Origin of the sequence: Mycobacterium basiliense (assembly GCF_900292015.1) — a bacterium.
GTDB lineage: Bacteria > Actinomycetota > Actinomycetes > Mycobacteriales > Mycobacteriaceae > Mycobacterium > Mycobacterium basiliense.
On sequence record NZ_LR130759.1, the window covers coordinates 1460747 to 1480762 of the forward strand.

Below are 20016 nucleotides of genomic sequence, written 5' to 3' on the forward strand. Positions count from 1 at the left end.
GCAACGCAAATGGTGGTCTGCTATTGGCTTGTGTCGATCCCCGCATTCGTGTGCCGGGTCAGCCCGAGGCGAAGGGATCGTCGATGAGTCATCGAGCGTTGGGTTCAGAGAAATCAATGAGTGAACCGCTCTCGTTATCGCCGGGCGCTTCGGTGCCTATGGCGCAGTTTCGTTTTGCTGGCGCGTCGCAGGGCGTGCCAGCCATCGCGGCAACGTCAGCGCCGTGACCACGGTAGCGCGTGGGCGGAGACTGGCGAGTCCGGTGCGACTTGCCTTGGCGCCTGAATTGGGCGCTCCCCTCGACGGGGCATGGTGGCCGCACTCGGCCTCGATAGCGCGCGAGCTACCCGAGCTCGTCGATGCCCTTGCCGGGCGTTTGGGCAATGTCCTCGCGATCAGTGTGAATTGGTCGTCGTTGGAGAGTTCGCCGGATCTCGACGCGCTGAATTGCCCGACGAAGGGCGACCATGGCCGGGTTTGTGGACATCAGCGGCTGATGATGATCACTGGCAGTCGCGCCTCGGCTACTCTCCTGGTGATACCGTCCAGAACCTCCGCTGTCCTGGCCAAGATGGTGCTGCGGAAGACTGCCGGCCTTTTTATCATGCCGACAGAACGGGAAACCAGAGAATTCCAGACCAGTGACGTCATCATGCATGCGGCATTCGCCGAAAGCAGATTGTGTGGCCAACGCTTGCAGGGGCCCGAACTTGCAGCTGCCGCTGTGGATCCAGCAATGACAAGATGACGGGCTGCCATCAGTATCGCCGAGCGCTCGGCAGCGCCAATGTTATTGGTCAATAAGGCATTCGGGGGCAGGATGGCGCCGTCGACGTCGCAACTGTGCCGAATCGGCAAGTACCTCGTTCGAGGAGGTCGGTGAGAAAGGATGGGCGGCATGGCTATTCAGGATTGGCGGGTAGCGCCCGAGATACATCCGTCGGAGATCCGCGTTGGTGACATCATCGGCACGATGCAACCAACCCATCTCCCCTTCAGGGTAAAGCTAATCACTGAGCCCCAGAGAAGTCCGAAACAGTGGACATTTTTTGGCCAGGACGATAATGGCCGCCAACACGTGAGTACGGTTTGTGAAGACCAGTTGGTCCGTAGGTACTCCCGACAGTCGTGACCGCCTCCCCAATGTGGCGAACCGAGTGCCCTGGGCGGTAGCTCCGCTCGACCGGAACCGCAGAACCGTCAGATCCGCTCATCGCCGCCGTACTGTTTGCGGTAGGGCATCGATGGCCGGATCGACCAACTGGACATGAGTCACTAAAATCTACGGCTCATGGCCATTCGTCGCGCCGTCCTCATCATCGCTGATATCGGCGGATACACGAACTTCATGAATTGGAACAGAATGCACCTGGCCCACGCGCAGTGGGCCGTGGCCGAGCTGCTCGAGTCGGTCATCGACGCCGGCAAGGGGCTGAAGCTAGCCAAGCTTGAGGGCGATGCCGCGTTTTTTTGGGCGCCGGGTGGCGACGCCAAAGTGGTTGTTTGCGAACGGGTATCGGCGATGCGGAACGCGTTTCTGAAGAAACGGGAGCGGATAAAGAAGGACGTCGCGTGCGAATGCGACAGCTGTGGGCAACTGGATGATCTGTCACTGAAGTTCGTCACTCACCAGGGTGAAGTTGCCGAGCAAAAGGTGAAGCGCCGGCTGGAGCTGGCCGGCGTCGACGTCATCTTGGTGCATCGAATGCTGAAGAACATCGTGCCTGTGGCCGAATATGTGCTGATGACCGAGGTCGTGGCGGATTGCCTCGACGACTCGACGCGCGTGCTGTCCATGCCGCTGACACACGATTTCGAAGGGCTCGGTCAAACGCCGACGTACTACATCGATCTCGCCGCATCCGAAATCCGGCCAGCAGTGCCGGAACGCGGCTTCTTCGGCCGATTGACCGAGAAGACGCGGTTCAAGATGCAGACGCTGCCATTTCTGGTGGGCGCCCGGGAGGCGTGCGCGGGGTTTCGCAACCTGGATCGTGCGGGAGAGCAGCCGGTCTGAGATAGCCCGGGCGTGGTCGAAATCGGAACTCCGAATTGCGGCTACGATCGCCGGATGTCGATTTCACTGCTGCGTGAGATGTTCGAGCACATGGTCGTCGCCAAACAGGCTGAACTGATCGAACGCTACTATCATCCGGACTTTCTGATGTACTCCGACGGGTTGTGTCAAGGCTTCACCGAATTCCGTGACAGTCACCGCAAGATCTACGCCAGCGCAATCGGCTACGCGGTCGAATACGACGAGCAGGCGTGGGTGGAGGCCACCGACAGGGTCGCGGGACGGCTCTGGATCACCACGTCTCGCCCAGGTGAGAAGCCGACTCGAATCGAAGTAGTGCTCATTGCCGCCTTCCGCGGGGGCCGAATCTACCGAATTTGGGAGACGACGTGGCCGAGTTGGCGCAACGTGGCCGCGCTCGAGACCTACTGACCATATTTTCACCGTGGATCCTGAACCAGCGGCGATCGCCCAGGATTTCATTTGGGCCTTCTCGGCTGCCGACTTTCCCGCGATGCGCAGGCTGTTGGCTGCAGACCTGGTTGCGCATGTCACCAACGCTGAGGGTGGGACGGACGAAATCAACGAGGACGAATACCTGCGCCGAATCGAGGCGATTGGTCGACACCAATCAGGTCTTGGTGATGGTTGACGTTCGCGCTCGCAAGGGCGATGGCACCCTGCACAACTACGCGGCGCACCTATTGCGGGTGGTGGCCGGACAGATCACGGTATGCCACATGGTTGACGCGAAACCCAATGAAAGCGCTTGGTTTTGGTCCTAGCCGACCACCTGCGTTCTGCCCAGTCTGCGGATCAGCCGAGCCGGCGCATCAACTCGGTAGCAGCAGATCGACCGCTGAGCAGCGCGCCGTGTACGGTGCCTGGGTTGTCCACAGCCACGGCTTCGCCGGCCAGATAGAGCCGGTCACCGATCGGCTCTTGCAGCCGACGACGATCATCGAGACCGGAACCCGTCGCATGGAACGAATACGAGCCAAGGGCATAAGGATCGATCGTCCATCTCGATGACCGGACCTCAACGGGTGCGATGTCGTCGCCGAACAGCTGCCTGGCGACCGGCAGCGCGCTGGCCATCAACTCGGCGGGGGAGCCGGACTCCACGGACCGACCACGGTGACCGGAATTGAAAGCCAACACGATCGGCCCGGCCGCGGCCGGCAAGGTCAACCATTGCGCCCACAATGTGTCGGAGCCCAGGTATTGATAGAACGCGTTCTCCACATCCCAGGTACGTCGCGGGAAGCGGAAGTAGCTCTTGGACAAGGCGCCGAATCCCAACGCGGTCACGGCTTGTCTGTGGCCATCGGGCAGGGGTGGATCGAAGGTGATCGAGCCGGCCTTGAGGACCCCAAGAGGCACCGTGACAATGGCGGCTGGTCCTTCAAACGACTGGTCGCCGGCCCGTACCAGCACCGAGTTGTCTTTTCGTACCACGGTATTGACCGCGGCGTTGAGGACGATCGAGAGCCCGTCGGCAAGTGACCGTGGCAGGGCGTCGTAGCCGGTGGTGACAACGACCTGTGGTCCATCCGAATAGTTGCCCCGATCGAAGGTGGTAGCGGAAAGCTGATCCGAATCTGCGGCGTACTCGTCTTCAATCACGGTGTTGACGTAGTAAGCCAACTCGGCGCGTTCCGCTTCGGAGAGTTCTTCGCGCGTCGCCGCGGCATCGATTGCCGCTCCCAGACTCCCGCCGTCGACCTCACCGCGAGCTTCGGCCACCAGCTGCCGCCAGGTGCTCTCGTCATAGGTGATCGGCTGCAGGCGAGGATCAATGGCAAGCTTTGCCGGTGAGTCATAGTCGGTGCTGGCCAGCTGCGCGGCCGCCTTGTGGGCCAAATCGACCAGGGGATTGTCGGTAGTGCCGTGAATCCAGGAGGCGCCCATTTCTACCGGTACACCCCAGTCCCGGTTCGTGTGAACCCGGCCGCCGATCCGAGCCCGGGCCTCAATGACCCGCACCGGCCATCCTGCGTCGACCAGGCCACGGGCGGCTGCCAGTCCGGCCATTCCGGCGCCGATGATCAGGACCGACTTTGTGTCGGACGACGGAGCGTTGCTGCTTCGCGCCGATCGCGGACCCGATGCACAACCGGCCGCCAGCCCAGCGCCGACGGTGCAGCTCAGGCCGGCTGTTGCCGCGAAGAACTTCCTACGGGATAGCCCGGACACGCGCTAAGGGTCTCATGCCGTGCCAGGCGTCGTTACCCGATTGTGTTCGGCGAAATGCGACCGGAGCGCCTTTACGGTCGGGTAAACTCGCGTCCATCCAGAGGGCGGCAATGGAGCCGCGTTGAAGGGGGAGCGGCGATGAGTGCTCGGAAGGCCACCCGTGGCAATGCGGCTGGCGAATTGCCGGACGCGCTTCCGCCGAGTCAGACCCTGACTGTTCGGGCATCCGACGGTACTCCACTGCACACCCAGGTCTTCGGGCCCGCCGATGGCTACCCGATCGTGCTGACGCACGGCTTTGTCTGCTCAATCCGGGCGTGGGCATACCAGATTGCTGATCTGGCCACCGATTACCGAGTGATCGCTTTCGACCATCGCGGACATGGGCAGAGCGGTATCCCGCGCCGCGACTGCTACACCCTCAAACACCTTGCATCCGACCTGGATTCGGTGTTGGACGCTACGTTGGCCTCGCATGAACGCGCATTGATCGCCGGACATTCGATGGGTGGCATCACCATTTCGGCTTGGTCGGAACGTTACCGCCACAAGGTGTCTCGGCGCGCCGACGCGGTCGCGTTGATCAACACCACCACCGGAGACCTGCTGCGTAAAGTCAAATTGTTGCCGGTACCGCGGGAACTCTCGGCGGCCCGGGTGCTGGCCGGCCGCGGCTTGGTCAACGCGTTCGGCGGATTCCCGCTTCCCGGAGTAGCCCGGATCCCCAGTCAATACGTTATTGCGATGATGGCCGTCGGCGCCGATGCCGACCCGAGTGCGGCGCGGTTGGTCTACGAGCTCTTTGCTCGCACGTCATCAGCCGGACGTGGGGGATGTGCGCGGATGCTGGTCGAAGAACTAGGGCGTCGCCACCTCAAATTGGACGGTCTGACGGTGCCAACCTTGGTTATCGGCAGCGAACGTGATCGGCTGACGCCGATCAGTCAGTCCCGCAAGATCGCCGGTAGCGCGCCCAATATCGTCGATCTCGTTGAGCTGCCCGGCGGCCACTGCTCGATGTTGGAACAGCATCAACAGGTCAACCGGCACCTGCGTGCGCTCGCCGAATCGGTCACCCGGCCTGCCGAGGTCCGGCGGATCAGTTCATAGTAGAGCGGAGACTTCGGCGGCCGCGCGTTGGCCGGATCTGACGGCACCGTCTAGATACCCCGTCCATTCGTCGGCGGTCTCGGTGCCGGCCCAGTGAATCGGGCCAACGGGCTTGCGCAGCAGCGGCCCGTATCGGGTCCAAGACCCCGGGGGTACCGCGGCAGTGGGTCCGCCAGGAGCGAATTGGTCAGTGCCCCAGCGATAATCGATGTAGTCGACCGGTTCGAGCGCTTCGTCTCCGAAAAGCGAGGCAAAGCAGTGCAACGCCTCGTGACGTCGGCGCTCGGGAGGTAGCGAGTCGAATGCGCGAGCATCTGCGAAACCCATCAGGACGCCCGGCCCATCATCGTTTGGGCTGACATCGAAGGTGATGAATACCGGGCCCCGGTCCGACAGCGTCTGCCCGGAGAACCCGTTGGCCCGCCAGAACGGCGTCTTGTATGCCGCGTAGGCCTTGCTCAACCGGCCCTGCGGCCAGTGCTGGGCGAGTTCCTGGTATTCCGGCGGCAGCGGAGGATTGAACTCGATGGCCACCCGATGAGCGGGCGGGATTGCCACGATGACGAACCCGGCCTCTGCCGCGCCCTGATCGGAGGTGACCGTCACGCCGGCCCCGTGTCTTTCGATGCGGCGAACCGGCGCGTCGAGTACCACGCGGGCACCGAGTTCGGCTGCGGCCAGCTCAGCGATTTGCTGGGTGCCGCCGGCAAATCTGTTTTGCTGCGCACCGTTGTCGACGTCGAGCAGCCGGTCCAGCCCGCCGGCCGCACGCACATAGCGGGCGGCGTGCAGCATGGACACACCATCGGGTTCGCAACCCCAGGTCACCCGGGACATGATGGCCATCAGATTGTGTGAGGAGGCCGAGGCCCGTACCGATCGCAACCACTCCTGCAGCGACACCCCGTCGAGGTCGCGCGCCCGCTGCGCATCCCAGGGCGCCGCGATCGGAACGCTTCGCGCCAGCCTCTCGAATTGCCAGCGCAGCCGTGCGATGTCAAGCAGCCCGGCCAACGAAAGCCTGGGGATGGTGCCGCTGTACGGACGGGCCCCGCCCCGCCAGAGGATCACGTTCTTGCCGTCGTGGTAGGTGGGGATGGTCGGAACTTGCAGTTCGGCGGCCAGGGCCAGGACCGCGTCTTGCGTGGGGCCTACGAACGTGCCGCCCATGTCCGCTGGTAGCCCGGCAACACTACCGGTGAGGGAGCGGCCACCCACGCGGTCGCGGCCCTCGAGTACCAGCACGTCATGGCCCTGTTGCGTCAGGTCGCGGGCTGCGGCCAGCCCGGCGAAGCCGGCGCCCACTATCACCACGTCGACAATCCACGGTGGGTTTGTCACGCCCTATAGTGAACCATTTTCAACGTTTTGTAGGCTAAATTTTGGTTGCCCGAATTCCAGTCAGGCGTTGGCACCGCACGCATCGTCGTCAGGCAGGCGCGATTGAGAGTATTCACCCCCCTTTATGGGCTGGCGGACGCGGCCCAGCGCGCACGCGAGCTGCGTGACGCGGGCGCCGGCGGGGTCGCCACCTTCGAGGGGCCGCACGACGTATTTGCTCCATTGACGGTGGCCGCCGCAGTGGGCGGTTTGGATCTGATGACCAATGTGGCGATCGCTTTTCCGCGAAATCCGATACACCTGGCCCATCAGGCCAACGACCACCAGCTGCTCAGCGGCGGGCGATTCTTCCTGGGCCTAGGGACCCAAATACGCGCGCAGATCGAGAAGCGGTTCGGAGCCCAGTTCGACAATCCGGTGGGTCGGATGACGGAGTTGATCGCCGCGTTGCGCGCGATTTTCGAGGCGTGGAATTCCGGTACCCGCTTAGATTTTCGCGGTGACTACTACCGGCACACCCTGATGACACCGACCTTCAGTCCCGGGCCCAACCCCTACGGTCCACCCCCGATCTACGTTGGTGCCCTGGGGCCCAAACTGACTCGGGCCACCGCCCAGCATGCCGACGGTCTGTTGGTGATGCCGTTCGGCACGAAGCGATTTCTGCACAACAGCACGCTGCCCGCCGTGCGTGACGGCCTGCAGGCCAGCGGGCGGCGACAGGACGAGTTCACGATCATTCCCGAGATCATCGTCTCGGCCGGGGACACCGACGCCGACCGGGAAAAAGCTGCCGTGGGTACCCGACGACTGCTGGCGTTCTACGGCTCTACCCCGGCCTACCGTCCGGTCCTGGCCGCACACGGTTGGGAGGACATGCAGCCCGAGCTCAACGCGATGTCCAAGCAAGGGCGCTGGCAGGAGATGGGCGCTCTCATCACCGACGAGATGCTGCACACTATCGCCGCCTGCGGCACCCCCGCGGACGTCGCGGCGCACATTCGCGATCGCGTCGACGGTATCGCTGACACAGTCTGCCTGTACCAGGCGGCGCCCCTCGCTCTTTCCGCACTTACCGCGATCATCGATGGACTACAGCCGAAAGCTTAGGCACTCAATCGGATTGGCACTGGTTCGGCCATGGCGGAGACGCCGGCGAAGGGGTTCAACGCGCCTTTGGTCGCTCAACCGGGGACATAGCAATAGTCCTGGCGTGCTGGCCGCACGGTGCGAACCGATGGTGGTCGCGCGCGACCTACCCGGAACAGCATCATCGGCAGCCGCCCCGGCGCCAACTGCGCCCAGCCTTCGGTGAGCTTCGCACGAGCGCTGGGCGACACCCATTCGCAATCTGGCAGAGCAAGCACGGCCGATCCCGCCAGCGGTTGCAGCGACATGCCGAGCACGGTCATGCGTAGCCAGATGCGCTCGAAGGCGGCACCGGCGGCAATCGGACCGGCTTCGGGGTCAAGCGATGTCGTCAAAACGCCGACGTGGGGAGCCAGCCGGCAGGGTAGATAGCCCGCGCGCAGACCCAGTAAATGGTGGATTCCCATGGCCCGTAGCGGACCGCTGACCTTCCAATGCCGAAGTGAACGAAACATCGGCCGCATCCAAGGCTCGATTTCGAGAGAGCCGGGCGGCAAACCATCATTGGCGCTGGTCTTCCAATCCAGGTCGAAGCGCACCGCAGAGAACAGCTCGTCGTGCAGCTCACGTAACCGGAACCGATCGGTTTCGGCGATTCGCACCAGCCGCAGGATCTGCTGCCGTTTCTCGGGCGAGTCGAACCAATGCAGATGGACTCCTTCGACTTCGTCTACTTCTGCCGCGAGAGCGGATAATTCGCTGCGCGATAGACCGGGTCCACGGAAAAATACTCGTCGGTTGGTGTGGCGTTGCCCAAGAGCGACCTCCAGAGGATCCGGCGTCGTCGAAGAAGTGCGTTGGAACACAAGCTCTGCGATCAGCTTCGACCTCTTTTCATCGGGAAACCACGTCACTTCCGAGTCGAAACCCAGACCGATCGCACGTACCCTCATGTTTTCTACCGCCGCGCCCACGGCAACTAGTCCAAGGATTCGGCGGTGTTTCGGTCCGGAAGTAAACGTTTCGTCCCCCCAGAGCCGCACCCCACTGTGGACGTGTTGGAGCCGAAATATCCGCTTGTTGTCCGCCGAAGGCGCCAACATCGCCGCGTCCAGCAGCGACATGAACTCGTGCGAATTCAGCTCTGTCATGTGTGGTGTCGCCCGCCGCTTGTTTGCTGGCTCACCACGGTGAGCAACCGGCGACGTTTCCACCTCTGTAGTGGATGGCGATTGCCTCCCCAGAGGTGCTTTCGCACGTATATGCCGCGATAGGCATCGAACTGGTGTGCATAGGGTGCCGGGTAAATGCGTCCACGGCCCAGCAGGATTTTCAGGACCTCGGCCGCAACCGCGCCCGACGCCAGGTGACAAGCGAAGCCCGCTGACGGGGCCGTCTGTTTCTCGACATTGACGTAGGACATATCCATGTAGGGTCGGTGTGTGGAAGCCGGCGCCGCGCCCGCCACGAATGCCGCAAATTTCTCCGCGGCAGTCATCTGGTCGGTCAGATCGTAATATCGATCGAACGTCATGCCCTTAGGGTCGAATACGAACCACCCGGTGCTGAAACCAAACGGGCCCGCCCCCAACGCGTAGATCCCGTTTTGCTGCGCTTTGCCATACAGTAGGCGGCGCAGGTCGATTTCGAAGGCGTCGATGGCGTCGACGAAAACATCTGCCCCGGCGAGAAAGCCGGCCGCGTTGTCGGGACCGATCGGTTCGCAAAACATGCGAATTTCGGCCTCGGGGTTGATATCGAGGACAACATCACGCATGACCTCGGCTTTGAAACGGCCTTCTGCCGATCGGGTAGCGCCATACTGCCGGTTGGTGTTACAGGGTTCAAACACATCTGGATCGGCAATGGTGAATTTCCCGATACCCAGTCTGGCAAGTGCAACCAAATCGATTCCGCCAACTCCTCCGAGGCCGGCGATCGCCACGCGGCTGCCGCGCAGGCGCTGTTGCTCGCTTGGATTGATCAATCCGAGATTTCGGGAAAACGCTTCCTCATAAGACCATTGGCCAGCCGGCTGGAGTTCTTGGCCGGTGGAAGAGACTGTGTCACTAGACATAAAGCCGATCCTTTCGTTGGCCTTCGGGCGGATTCCCCACGGAACTAGGCGATGTCGGCAGTCGCGCACCGGTCTCGGCTGGGCCGATGACCACCACGATGTCAAAGATCACAGGCCACCCCATTGCTGCAGCTGCTATGGAATTGCGCCGACTGTGCTGCCAGGATTCGCATTTCCTGCCGCGACTTGTTCAGCTGGCTGGCTTCGCTGACAGCGGCTAGGGTCTGGCGATCCCACCACAGCATTTTCGTGCGATGTTGCTCGTTGGGGTAGAAAGCCGCCGGAATATCCTCAGCCACAACGCCACCCGAAGAACGCCAACGGTCCAATACGTGAGCACCGGCGGTGGCTAGCATGAACCGAACACCCAGTAACGCCAGCGTCGGCAGTGCGGTTCGGGCCAGGGTTCTGGCAAGTCGGTGGGGATGATCGGTGTCGACCACCCAAGCCGTCCTCGTTTCGACGATGCCAAGTGATAACCGGTCGGCGATCATTTTGCGAACCGCCCGCTGAGCGGGATGGCCGGCCCATTCGACGACTGCGTGCGCATCGTTGGCGCTGCGCAATGGCCCCTTCATCCGGACGCCCCCGACCACCTGTCCGTAGTTGTCGACGGCGGAATAGAAGATTGTGGTGTCGTGTCCGTCGCACATCTGGTCAAAGTCGAGCGCGTCTTGGACGCCGTACTTGCGGTAGCTGCGCAACGCCCCCGTCACGTACTGCCTCCATAATTCGGGTTCGCGTTCGGGTTGCGATAGCACGATCGTGTGGCCGCTGTCGTCATCCGGCCAGCTGTAGGTTCGGGGTAAGAAAAACGGACTCGCGTCCGGGGCTTCCGGCGCTGAACCGTTCATGACTCGTCGTGCCTATGCGGGAGCGTGGACGGGGGAACCGCCTACCTGAGCCGGGGTTCGCCGTCCGGAGATCAGCAGCAGCGGCGAATCTGGGATCCGGCGGGCATCCTTATTGATCAGATCAAGCCCGTCGGCGATGGTGCGTGCGTCGTCCAGATCGATCGATCGACCCGCGACCCACGTTCGAAACATCGCCAGAATCGGGCCGTGCAGTAGTCGCGGAGCACGGTATTGCGACACGAATGTGTAGGCGGTGTCAAAGGTCATGCTGCGATCAACCTCGACGATCAGCAACGGCCCTTCGGGTTTGAGTACCCGGAGACATTCGGCGAGGCCGGCTTCGCGCGAGGTCCAGTGTTTGATGGACCCGTAACTAATCACCCCGTCAAATCTGCAATCGCCGAATTGGAGCCGGGTCGCGTCACCCCGTTGAAACTGCACCCGCTCGCCATAGCCGCGCATGCGCTTGTTGGCACGCTGGATCTGCGGGATCGAAAGGTCAATGCCAATGATGTTGATGTCGGGTCGACGATCGGCCAGGTACTGCGTAAATTGGGCGCCTCCCGAGCCGACGTCGAGGACGTGAGCACCTGATGGCAGGGCTTTGAGAAAGTGCTCGTCGATCACGTAGCGGGTGTGCAGGACCGCGGGCGCCACGACGTTTTCGTAGAACCATCCATGCAGCCACGAGTAGGTCGAGGTGTCGTCTCTGAAGGGTGGGAAGGGCAGCGGCATGGCAGTGCTCCTGTTGGTAACAAGGCGACGGAACGCCCAGTCGCCTACACTGGCAGGACGTGGCGATGCTCGATCCGGGCAGTACGACGATTGCGAATGCACCAACACAGCTTCAAGGGCAAATTCACTTGTCTGTGCTGCGCACGATTATGCACAGTGCACGGGGTGACCCGGGCGGCTGCTTGATGTGGCGTTATCGTCGCCGCTGATGCTGGCGGCTTGCGCGGCTCGTCAGGGCGCCACCGTTAACCAGTCGGCAAATCCCGACGGGTCGTGGCGCCCCAGCGCTCCGTGTTCGTAGAGACCCCAACCCTCAACCGGATCCGCATCGCCGTCTCGGCATACCGCCCGGCCCACGTGGTCGATGACGCCGAAACCCGACCGTGCGACGATCGCCGGGTCGGTCATGTTGTAGCTGAGCCGTTCGACGAACTTCTCGCCCTTCCACATGCCGTGCAGCCAGTCTGAATCGCCGCCGTAGCCGCCACCGACGTGAATGGGCACTGGCAGTTTTGATTCCACGTCGAAATGAATCGGCGTGCCGTCGGGGGCGGTCGCGTCGATGGTGGCCCCGGTTGGGATGCGGGTGCCGGAGCGGTAGTGGATTTCGACCCGGGGCCAGCCGAGCTGTTCGACACGGCCGTCACGCCAGATCCGGGTGCAGTCATTGAGCGAACGGAACCCGTCGGGCTCCTCCTGGATGATCAGCACGATGGCAAAGTCGTCGAAGGCCATTGGAACGTATAGCCACCACATGCCCTCGAAGGGTGGATCTGCCGGTCGTCCCGCCGGTTCCGGCTCGCCGACCGGCCGGATGCCCCAAGACCGGTCCCGGCTACCGATCCACGTTGCCGGGTCGACGACGATTTCCTCCCCGTCGATGGCAATCCGGCCGCTCCAGGTGCCCAGTTGCGCGAAGCGTTGTGCATCAAGGGTCACGCGGTTACCCGACCGCAGCAGGTGCGGTTGCTCCTGAACGACATCGAAGAGCCCCTCCCACGTGAGATCGGCTGCAATGCCCTCGGTTTCATCGAGTACGAGTCGCAGTTTGTGTAATGGCTCGATGATGTCGATCCGGTAGCCATTGACACGCTGGTGCAGCCGGTCCTGGTCGATGGCATCTGAAAGGTGCACCGCGGTCTGTGTGTCCCCACGCCTGATAAGCAGGTAGGCATCCTTCACCCCAAGATTGGGGTAGTAGCCGATGCCGCTGATCACAAAGATGTCCCCGGTGCGGTCGTGTGCGTTCAGGTAGGAGCGGTCGTAGAAATTGCGGTCCGAGGAACCTGGCCATGCGATCGGTTGGGGAACCTGATGTACCGGGTACTCGTCGAGTGGGCCTAGTGACTGCGGCATTAGCGCTCCTCTCCGATTAGGCGCTTGATCAATCCGGCGTGGTAGAACAGCGATTCGACTTCGTCGGGCTTCGACACTTCGCCAAAATGCACCCGTCGGGCACCTGTGCGCATGAAGACACACGCCCACATGACTCCCGCATATACGTAGAACCAATGCAGGTCACCAAGTTTCACACCGGTAAGTCGTTGATACGTGCTGCGGACGTCGTCCTCACGCATCACGTCAGGCAATCCAGGTAACGTGGCCAATCCGGCGAGTTCTTGAAAAACCATGTGGGCAAAGATCATCCACGCGACGTCGAGTTCACGCGGTCCCAACGTCACCATTTCCCAGTCCAGCACCGCAACCGGCGCAAAGTCTCGGTACAGGACGTTGCCCACTCGGGCGTCGCCCCATAGCAGCACCGATTTGCGCGAGGACACCTGATCCGGCCAGTGCCGTTCCAGCCACTCGAAAGTCCTTTCCAGCAACGGGGAGCGGCCGATGTCTGGCACTGCGAAGTCGTACCAGGAACGCACCCAGTTGAAATGGCGGCGCATTGCGTTGCCGCCGTCCTGCCCGGTGGACAGGAAGCCAAATTTGCTCTGTGCGTCGGGGATTGAGTGCAGTTTGGCCAGCACCGCGACGGTGGCGTCCTGCAATTCGCGCTGGCGTTCTACGGGTGCGTCGGCGAACCAATTGCTGCCGAAGGTGTAAGGCATGACATCGGGCGGAACCACGCCCTCGACATGATCCATCAGGAAGAATGGCGTTCCCAGCACGTCGCCGGTGGTCTCAATCCAGCGCACTCGAGGAACCGGGACATCGGTCAGCTCGCCGACCATCCGGATGACCTCGAATTGGTGGTCAAGTCGATAGGTCGGGAACACGGGCACGTCGCCGGCGGCCGGTGCCACCCGGGCGACCAGCCTCTGCTGCCTCGGTTGGCGGTTCTCCTGCCAACGCACGGTCAAGATGATGGTTTCCGACGACATTCCCGTGGAATCCACACCGCTTTCCACGGTCACCTCAGGCGCCGCGTCGCCGGGCAGTACGCTGGCCAGCCATCGCGACATCACCGCCGGCAGTGCGCTGACATCACGGCTTGAGCGCTGTAGGCGGCCCACATCTTCGAGCGCCGGTTCGTTGGCCACGGGTACTTCCTTCGTACGGTAATTACGATACGGTAGGTAGCGTTATGAAAGCAGACCTGTCTTCCCTTGACAAGGCCCCCGGCGCCGGACGACCGCGGGACCCTCGCATTGATTCGGCCATCTTGTTGGCGACAGCCGATCTGCTGGTGCAAATCGGCTATGCCAATCTCAGTTTGGCGGCCGTCGCAGAGCGCGCTGGAACCACAAAGTCGGCACTGTATCGCCGATGGTCGAGCAAGGCGGAACTGGTCCACGAGGCGGCGTTCCCCGCGGCCCCCACCGCGTTGGAGGCGCCGGCGGGAAATTTCGCCGCGGATATCCGGATGATGATTCAGGCCACGCGCGACGTGTTCACCACTCCGGTGGTCCGGGCCGCGCTGCCGGGGTTGGTGGCCGATATGACAGCCGATCCCGACTTGAACGCTCGGGTGTTGTCGCGGTTCGTCGACTTGTTCGCCACCGTGCGGATGCGGCTGCAAGAGGCCATCAACCGTGGTGAAGCCCATCCCGACGTGGACCCGAACCGGCTGATCGAGTTGATCGGCGGGGCAACGATGCTGCGGATGCTGCTGTATCCGGACCAAATGCTCGATGATAGCTGGGTGGATCAGACCACGGCGATCATCGTGCACGGCGTCACTCGGTGACTGGCGCACTTGCGGGACGGGTGGCAATCGTCACCGGCGCCAGCCGCGGGCTGGGCCGCGCGATCACGCTGGCATTCGCCGCGGAGGGCGCAGCGGTAGCAGTTGTCGGGAGCACCGAACGGGTGTGGGACGCCCGGTTGCCCGGAACGTTGGGTGAAACGGTCGGCCAGATTGCGGCGGCAGGCGGGCGGTGGCGGTGCGTGCCGATCTGACCGACCGAGACGACGTCACGTAGTTGGTGACGGCCGCCCGGGATGCTTTGGGCCCCATCACACTTCTGGTGAACAACGCCGCTTTTACCGCCCCGGGGCGCCCGCCGGCGCGCGGTGCCGAACCGCGCTCAAGGCCCGCGGAACCGGCCGCTGACAAGCCGGGCTGGCCGGGGTTTGTCGGGACGCCGTTGGCTGCGTATCGCCGCCGCCACTTCGATATCTGCGTGTTCGCCGCGTACGAGTTGATGTAATTGACCTGCCCGGACATGATTGCCGCGGGACAGGGCTCGATTATCAACATCACCTCGGTCGCATCCCGGCTGCCTGGCGACGGGCCGCACGCCGACCGCAGCGGTGGGGTATTGCCCGGCTACGGTGGATCCAAGGCGGCGCTAGAACATTTGACCCGGTGCGCGGCCTTCGATCTTGCCGACCACAACATTGCGGTCAACGCGTTGGCGCCGTCCAATCCGATTCTTACCCCGGGTTTGGCCTAATACGCTCGCGAATTCGTTGACACCGCAACCGCGGACGAATTCGCGCAGGCCGCGGTGGGATTGGCGTTGGTTGATCCCGCTACAGTCACGGGTCGCGCCGTCGGCCATCACGAGGCTCTCGACGGCAGCTACCGGGTGTTTCAGCCGGCCTAGGCGAGCCTACGGCAGCTAAATTGATTGCGCTATAGACTGTTTCATGATCGGCCATCGACTCGATGGTTGTGGCCCACCCACTTGAGTTGCCAAACGAAACCCGTCGGTCAGCCCGTCCGGCGTCCGGTGTGCCATCCGCCGGCCCACCCCGGGGTGGGCGTCCAACGAGCACCCGTGCCGAAGTTGGTGGCGACAGCAGCGCCTGGCGTGCCAGGATGAGACATGCCGCAAACGGGCGGCAGGCAGGTGTGCGAATGCCCGGAATTGACAAGCCAACGGGACGCGTTGTCGGCCTGATCGTGCTGCTGATCGTGGTCGCCGCGGCCCTGCGCGGCTATCTTCCAGCTCGCGATGGCGGGTCGGCGGTGGAGCCGGGAAGCGGTCGGGCAGCGCTGGTGTTCGTGATCGCCGTTCTCAGTGGCAGCGTGGCGCTGGTGGCGTTCGCGGTTATCGCGCGATTGCGTGATCCGCGCACGATGGCACCCAGCACGGGGAATCTGTCCGAATTACTCGGGCGTGGCAGGGGACAGACGAGTTGGCGGGTGCTGCTGATCGGGCTTGCGGTGCTAGTTGGCTGGCTGCTGATGGCGATGCTGCTATCGCACTTGGTGGCGCCCGATGATATTGCCCCAGCCCGGCCGGCATCGGATCCGAGCGCGGCGCCGTCAGCTGGCAGCAGCGGTGCGCCGCCCACACAACGCCCGGCCGACGATCCCGGAGACACTCTGACGATCCTGCTCGTCTTTGCGGCTCCGTTGCTCCTGTTGACCCTCGGATCTGCGGCGGTGCTCTCGCATCGGCGGGGGCGCGTGACGCGGCCGGGCGCCGTCTCCGAAGACCACATCGAGCCCCCGGTTCCGTCCGCGGGTTCGGAGTTGCTGGTGCGGGTAGCCGAAGTCGGGCTGGCCGAAATGGCTGACCTACACCGAGATCCGCGCGCGGCAATCATCGCGTGCTATGCGGCCATGGAACGTGAACTCGCCAATGTGCCCGCAGCCGTCCCACAGGACTTCGATACTCCGACGGAGGTGTTGGCCCGAGCCGTCGAACATCGTGCGCTGCAAGCTGATAACGCGGTGCAGCTGGTGAATTTGTTCGCCGAGGCAAGGTTCAGCTCACACGTGATGAACGAGCGGCACCGTGAGCTGGCGATGCGTGTTCTTCGGCTGGTGCTGGACGAGCTGGCAGCGCCGGCCGGTGCCGATGCCGTCGGAGGCCAGCGGGGTTCGGCATGAAAAAACTTATCGTGTTGGGTACTTGCCTGATCGTGGGTGTGGATCTGCTGGCGCTGATCGCGCATGATCGCCGGTTCGTGCTGGCGGCATCGGGTATTGCCTTGGCGCTGGTGCTACTCAATATCCGCCGGGTCTTGGGACACGGAACGCAACCGGAGGCCGACTCGGATCCCGACGATCTTGGGGATAGCTTGCGCCGCTGGCTGTCCAACACTGAGACGACCATTCGTCGGGCGGACTCCACGCGGGCCGATTGGGACCGGCATTTGCGCCCAATGCTGGCCCGACGATACGAGATCGCGACCGGGCAACGGCAGGCCAAAGACCCGGCATCGTTTCAGGCCACCGGACGAATGCTGTTCGGAGACGACCTGTGGGAATGGGTGAATCCGAATAACGTTGCGCCCACCGGCGGGCGTCTGCCTGGCCCCGGCCGTGCGACGCTCGAAGCGATACTGCATCGGCTGGAGTTGGTATGACTCGCATTGAGTCGGAGGTGATGCGGATATGAGTCGATCATGACGATTCCGGCGGCGGCGACGACCGCCCACTGCGAGGCTGTGCTGGACGAAATCGAACGCGTCGTGGTGGGCAAACGCGCCGCGCTCACCCTCATCCTGACCGCCGTGCTCGCCCGCGGCCATGTACTGATCGAGGATCTCCCCGGCTTGGGCAAGACACTCATCGCACGTTCCTTCGCCGCCGCGCTTGGGCTTGAATTCAAACGAGTGCAGTTCACCCCGGATCTGCTGCCCGCGGATCTGCTCGGCTCGACCATCTACGACATGCAGTCGGGGCGCTTCGAATTTCGGGCCGGTCCCATCTTCACCAACCTGCTGCTCGCCGATGAGATCAACCGCACGCCGCCCAAAACCCAGGCGGCATTGTTGGAGGCGATGGCCGAGGGTCAGGTCAGCATTGACGGTCAAACCCACAAGCTTCCTGTGCCGTTCATCGTGCTGGCCACCGACAACCCGATCGAATACGAAGGCACCTACCCGCTTCCGGAGGCGCAGCTGGATCGATTCGCGATTCGGCTGGAACTACGGTATCTCTCCGAGCGGGACGAGACCTCGATGCTGCGCCGCCGTCTCGAACGCGGATCGGTCGAGCCGAGGGTCAACCAGGTGGTCGACGTGCACGACCTGCTGGCCATGCGGGAATCGGTTGAGCAGGTGAGTGTCCATGAGGACGTCCTGCACTATGTGGTGTCGCTGGCCACCGCCACTCGCCACCACCCCCAAGTGGCTGTTGGCGCCAGCCCGCGAGCAGAACTCGACCTGGTCCAGCTCGCCCGGGCCCGAGCTCTGCTGCTCGGTCGCGACTACGTGATCCCCGAAGACATCAAGGCGCTTGCGACTGCTTCGATGGCACACCGGATTACCCTGCGGCCGGAGATGTGGGTGCGCAAAATACATGGTGCCGACATAATCGGAGAGTTGCTGCGGCGCTTGCCCGTCCCCAGGGCAAACGAGCCGAAACGGGCAGCCGATGAATGACGGTGCCGCGTGATCGAAACCCGTCAAGTCGAGTTGCGCTGGCGTGCTTCGCAACTGACCTTGACGCTCGCAACCTGCGCCGGCGTTGCGCTGGTGGTTGCGGTGATCGCCAACCAGTGGAAGCTAATAGCGTTCGCGGCGCCGCTGATTGGCGTGTTGTGCTCCGTGTACTGGCAGCGACCAGTCCCGATCATTCATGTGCACGGCGAGCCGGACTGCCAGCGGTGCTTCGAAGAAGAGCAGGCGCTGGTAAAAGTTTGGGCAACAAGCGGTTCCACGGCAACTTTCGGACCGGGATCCGTTGAACTTACCGTTTCGGCACACGACGAAATGCGTCTCGAAGTTCTCGATTCGGACCTCAGTCAGGCGAAAAATGTTGCGGTAGTGGCGCACCGTTGGGGGCGATACCCTATCCAGGTGCGGGTCGATGTCCTCGCGCGCGGCGGGTTGCTCGTCGGGACGGGAGGCGTCGACGCCGCCGAGGTCATCGTATTTCCTCTTACCCCGCCCCAGGCGACGACCATTCCGCAGACCGAGCTGCTGGACCGGTTGGGGGCCCACCTGACCCGGCACATCGGTCCCGGTGTCGAATATGCGGACATCCGTCCCTATGTTCCAGGCGACCAGTTGCGTGCCGTCAATTGGGCGGTCAGCGCCCGGCGTCACCGGTTGCACGTGACGCAGCGTTTGACCGATCGCGCCGCCGACGTGATTGTGCTGATCGACACCTATCGGCAGCCGCCGGGGCCGGCGACCGAGGCGACCGAGCGCATCGCGCGTGGCGCCGCCCAGGTGGTCCAGACCGCGCTGCGTCACGGCGATCGGGCCGGCATCGTCGCACTAGGAGGCAACCGCCCGCGGTGGCTGGGCGCCGACATCGGCCAACGCCAGTTCTATCGGGTTCTGGACACCGTGCTGGGTACCGGCGACCGGTTCGAAAAGACGACCGGCACGCTGGCGCCGCGGGCCGCCGTTCCGCCCGGGGCCATCGTCATCGCGTTCTCCACCCTGCTCGATACCGAATTTGCCCTGGCGCTGATTGACCTGCGCAAACGCGGCCACGTCGTGGTCGCTGTGGACGTTCTCGATAGCTCTCCCTTCGAGGGGGAACGGGACGCCCTGGTGGTGCGGATGTGGACGCTGCAGCGCTCCGCGATGTATCGCGACATGGCCACCGTCGGGGTCGATGTGCTGTCCTGGCCGGCCGACCTCTCGCTGGATCAGTCGATGAACGCCCTGCCCGACCGCCGACATCGAGTGCGCGGGCGGCTTCGGGGAGAGCGCTGAGATGCAACTGATTGCCCAGCCCGTGGCCCGCGCCATCGCATCGGTATTCGGTTACCTGATGGTGGCATTGGTCGCCGTCGATGGCCATGGGCCGGACATTGCGGCCGGGATTGCTGGCCTGATCGGCGTGGGGGTGGGGACGATTCTTCGCCGGGCCGCAACGATTGCGGTGCTGATGTCGGTGTTTGTGATCGTTGTGGCCGACCCGCCGCATCTGCTCGTCGCGCTGTCGGGTCTGTTCGCCGCCGCCTACCTGGTGTGTACCTACCATTGCGGCGCACCGGTCGGCGGCGTCGTGGGCAGCTGGCCGACAATCGTTGCCGCCGTGGGATTTAGCTTTGCCGGCGTGGTTGCGACGTCCTTCCCGCTACAGGTGCCATGGTTGCCGTTGGTGGCGCCGCTGGCGGTGCTGGCCATCTACGTGTTGGCTACTCGGCCGTTCCTGGGGTGATCCGATGGTCGCTGACGCGACGGCGGCGTTGCCGCGGTCAGCCGCACTACCGACCCGCGGATGACCCGCCGGCCGTGCCCTGGGCGGCGCATATTGGTACCGCCACATTTCGGCGTACCGAAAA

At 63.4% G+C, this 20016-nt stretch carries 21 protein-coding genes and 1 pseudogene; 14 read left to right on the top strand and 8 right to left on the bottom strand.

The annotated features are described in order from the left end of the window. The first annotated feature begins 262 nt into the window (after positions 1-262). The 5 genes from MB901379_RS24470 (at position 263) to MB901379_RS24480 (ending at position 2669) form a co-directional block, all read left to right on the top strand. Positions 263-748, top strand: a complete 486-nt coding sequence (locus MB901379_RS24470) for a DUF5994 family protein (protein WP_232022086.1) — start codon at positions 263-265, stop codon at positions 746-748. A 150-nt stretch (positions 749-898) separates the two neighbouring features. Next, positions 899-1132 carry a hypothetical protein gene (locus MB901379_RS24475; RefSeq protein ID WP_232022002.1) on the top strand — a complete coding sequence of 78 codons (234 nt, stop codon included), beginning with the start codon at positions 899-901 and terminating at the stop codon, positions 1130-1132. Between the two features lie 159 nt (positions 1133-1291). Next, the gene (locus tag MB901379_RS06185) at positions 1292-2017 is read left to right on the top strand and encodes a DUF2652 domain-containing protein (RefSeq protein WP_158015823.1); all 726 of its coding nucleotides are present in this window, start codon (positions 1292-1294) and stop codon (positions 2015-2017) included. A 54-nt stretch (positions 2018-2071) separates the two neighbouring features. Continuing rightward, positions 2072-2449: a nuclear transport factor 2 family protein gene (locus MB901379_RS06190; RefSeq protein ID WP_158015824.1), complete on the top strand. Its 378-nt coding sequence runs from the start codon at positions 2072-2074 to the stop codon at positions 2447-2449. A 13-nt stretch (positions 2450-2462) separates the two neighbouring features. Then, positions 2463-2669: a hypothetical protein gene (locus MB901379_RS24480; protein WP_232022003.1), complete on the top strand. Its 207-nt coding sequence runs from the start codon at positions 2463-2465 to the stop codon at positions 2667-2669. Between the two features lie 164 nt (positions 2670-2833). Here the strand turns inward: MB901379_RS24480 and MB901379_RS06200 are convergent, their stop codons facing one another. Continuing rightward, positions 2834-4213: a flavin monoamine oxidase family protein gene (locus MB901379_RS06200; RefSeq protein ID WP_158015825.1), complete on the bottom strand. Its 1380-nt coding sequence runs from the start codon at positions 4211-4213 to the stop codon at positions 2834-2836. Between the two features lie 138 nt (positions 4214-4351). Here MB901379_RS06200 and MB901379_RS06205 point away from each other — a divergent pair, with 138 nt between their 5' ends. Beyond that, positions 4352-5323 (top strand): alpha/beta fold hydrolase, encoded by a 972-nt coding sequence (locus tag MB901379_RS06205; protein WP_197717868.1) that lies wholly within the window; start codon positions 4352-4354, stop codon positions 5321-5323. On the opposite strand, the gene MB901379_RS06210 is transcribed toward MB901379_RS06205, so the two are convergent. Next, a complete protein-coding gene (locus MB901379_RS06210; protein ID WP_158015826.1) occupies positions 5318-6664 on the bottom strand; it encodes a flavin monoamine oxidase family protein in 1347 nt (448 codons plus the stop codon). The genes MB901379_RS06205 and MB901379_RS06210 overlap by 6 nt on opposite strands. 102 nt (positions 6665-6766) lie before the next feature. On the opposite strand from MB901379_RS06210, the gene MB901379_RS06215 reads away from it, so the two are divergent. Then, the gene (locus tag MB901379_RS06215) at positions 6767-7774 is read left to right on the top strand and encodes a TIGR03617 family F420-dependent LLM class oxidoreductase (protein WP_158015827.1); all 1008 of its coding nucleotides are present in this window, start codon (positions 6767-6769) and stop codon (positions 7772-7774) included. A 74-nt stretch (positions 7775-7848) separates the two neighbouring features. Here MB901379_RS06215 and MB901379_RS06220 read toward each other — a convergent pair whose 3' ends face one another. From MB901379_RS06220 to MB901379_RS06245, 6 genes are all read right to left on the bottom strand, one after another. Beyond that, on the bottom strand, positions 7849-8904 hold the full coding sequence (locus MB901379_RS06220; RefSeq protein WP_158015828.1) for a nitroreductase family protein: 1056 nt from the start codon (positions 8902-8904) through the stop codon (positions 7849-7851). Beyond that, a complete protein-coding gene (locus tag MB901379_RS06225; protein ID WP_158018988.1) occupies positions 8901-9830 on the bottom strand; it encodes a ThiF family adenylyltransferase in 930 nt (309 codons plus the stop codon). The genes MB901379_RS06220 and MB901379_RS06225 overlap by 4 nt, the downstream gene beginning before the upstream one ends. A 101-nt stretch (positions 9831-9931) precedes the next feature. After that, positions 9932-10684: an SAM-dependent methyltransferase gene (locus MB901379_RS06230; protein ID WP_158015829.1), complete on the bottom strand. Its 753-nt coding sequence runs from the start codon at positions 10682-10684 to the stop codon at positions 9932-9934. 12 nt (positions 10685-10696) lie between these two features. After that, the gene (locus tag MB901379_RS06235) at positions 10697-11419 is read right to left on the bottom strand and encodes a class I SAM-dependent methyltransferase (protein ID WP_158015830.1); all 723 of its coding nucleotides are present in this window, start codon (positions 11417-11419) and stop codon (positions 10697-10699) included. Positions 11420-11650: 231 nt separating this feature from the next. Further along, positions 11651-12775 (bottom strand): hypothetical protein, encoded by a 1125-nt coding sequence (locus MB901379_RS06240; RefSeq protein WP_158015831.1) that lies wholly within the window; start codon positions 12773-12775, stop codon positions 11651-11653. Then, positions 12775-13911, bottom strand: a complete 1137-nt coding sequence (locus MB901379_RS06245) for a phosphotransferase family protein (RefSeq protein WP_158015832.1) — start codon at positions 13909-13911, stop codon at positions 12775-12777. The genes MB901379_RS06240 and MB901379_RS06245 overlap by 1 nt, the downstream gene beginning before the upstream one ends. A gap of 44 nt (positions 13912-13955) precedes the next feature. Between MB901379_RS06245 and MB901379_RS06250 the strand changes: the two genes are divergently transcribed. From MB901379_RS06250 to MB901379_RS06280, 7 genes and pseudogenes are all read left to right on the top strand, one after another. Beyond that, positions 13956-14558 carry a TetR/AcrR family transcriptional regulator gene (locus MB901379_RS06250; protein ID WP_158015833.1) on the top strand — a complete coding sequence of 201 codons (603 nt, stop codon included), beginning with the start codon at positions 13956-13958 and terminating at the stop codon, positions 14556-14558. Next, a pseudogene (locus MB901379_RS06255) lies at positions 14555-15420 on the top strand (SDR family NAD(P)-dependent oxidoreductase). The gene MB901379_RS06250 and the pseudogene MB901379_RS06255 overlap by 4 nt, the downstream one beginning before the upstream one ends. Positions 15421-15674: 254 nt before the next feature. Further along, entirely contained in the window at positions 15675-16655 is a 981-nt protein-coding gene (locus MB901379_RS06260; protein ID WP_158015834.1) for a DUF4129 domain-containing protein, read from the top strand. Next, positions 16652-17134, top strand: a complete 483-nt coding sequence (locus MB901379_RS06265) for a hypothetical protein (RefSeq protein ID WP_174236995.1) — start codon at positions 16652-16654, stop codon at positions 17132-17134. The genes MB901379_RS06260 and MB901379_RS06265 overlap by 4 nt, the downstream gene beginning before the upstream one ends. 39 nt (positions 17135-17173) lie before the next feature. Beyond that, positions 17174-18154 carry an AAA family ATPase gene (locus MB901379_RS06270; RefSeq protein WP_158015835.1) on the top strand — a complete coding sequence of 327 codons (981 nt, stop codon included), beginning with the start codon at positions 17174-17176 and terminating at the stop codon, positions 18152-18154. Between the two features lie 9 nt (positions 18155-18163). Further along, entirely contained in the window at positions 18164-19441 is a 1278-nt protein-coding gene (locus tag MB901379_RS06275; RefSeq protein WP_158015836.1) for a DUF58 domain-containing protein, read from the top strand. A 1-nt stretch (position 19442) separates the two neighbouring features. Continuing rightward, a complete protein-coding gene (locus MB901379_RS06280) occupies positions 19443-19892 on the top strand; it encodes a hypothetical protein (protein WP_174236996.1) in 450 nt (149 codons plus the stop codon). Positions 19893-20016: the final 124 nt, after the last annotated feature.

Bases quoted from the DNA above. Each gene is read 5' to 3' on its own strand.
- MB901379_RS24475 (WP_232022002.1), top strand. From the start codon at position 899: ATGGCTATTCAGGATTGGCGGGTAGCGCCCGAGATACATCCGTCGGAG.
- MB901379_RS06185 (WP_158015823.1), top strand. From the start codon at position 1,292: ATGGCCATTCGTCGCGCCGTCCTCATCATCGCTGATATCGGCGGATAC.
- MB901379_RS06280 (WP_174236996.1), top strand. From the start codon at position 19,443: ATGCAACTGATTGCCCAGCCCGTGGCCCGCGCCATCGCATCGGTATTC.
- MB901379_RS06250 (WP_158015833.1), top strand. From the start codon at position 13,956: ATGAAAGCAGACCTGTCTTCCCTTGACAAGGCCCCCGGCGCCGGACGA.
- MB901379_RS06265 (WP_174236995.1), top strand. From the start codon at position 16,652: ATGAAAAAACTTATCGTGTTGGGTACTTGCCTGATCGTGGGTGTGGAT.
- MB901379_RS06225 (WP_158018988.1), bottom strand. From the start codon at position 9,830: ATGTCTAGTGACACAGTCTCTTCCACCGGCCAAGAACTCCAGCCGGCT.
- MB901379_RS06240 (WP_158015831.1), bottom strand. From the start codon at position 12,775: ATGCCGCAGTCACTAGGCCCACTCGACGAGTACCCGGTACATCAGGTT.
- MB901379_RS06230 (WP_158015829.1), bottom strand. From the start codon at position 10,684: ATGAACGGTTCAGCGCCGGAAGCCCCGGACGCGAGTCCGTTTTTCTTA.
- MB901379_RS06220 (WP_158015828.1), bottom strand. From the start codon at position 8,904: ATGACAGAGCTGAATTCGCACGAGTTCATGTCGCTGCTGGACGCGGCG.
- MB901379_RS06270 (WP_158015835.1), top strand. From the start codon at position 17,174: ATGACGATTCCGGCGGCGGCGACGACCGCCCACTGCGAGGCTGTGCTG.
- MB901379_RS06190 (WP_158015824.1), top strand. From the start codon at position 2,072: ATGTCGATTTCACTGCTGCGTGAGATGTTCGAGCACATGGTCGTCGCC.
- MB901379_RS06235 (WP_158015830.1), bottom strand. From the start codon at position 11,419: ATGCCGCTGCCCTTCCCACCCTTCAGAGACGACACCTCGACCTACTCG.
- MB901379_RS06205 (WP_197717868.1), top strand. From the start codon at position 4,352: ATGAGTGCTCGGAAGGCCACCCGTGGCAATGCGGCTGGCGAATTGCCG.
- MB901379_RS06260 (WP_158015834.1), top strand. From the start codon at position 15,675: ATGCCCGGAATTGACAAGCCAACGGGACGCGTTGTCGGCCTGATCGTG.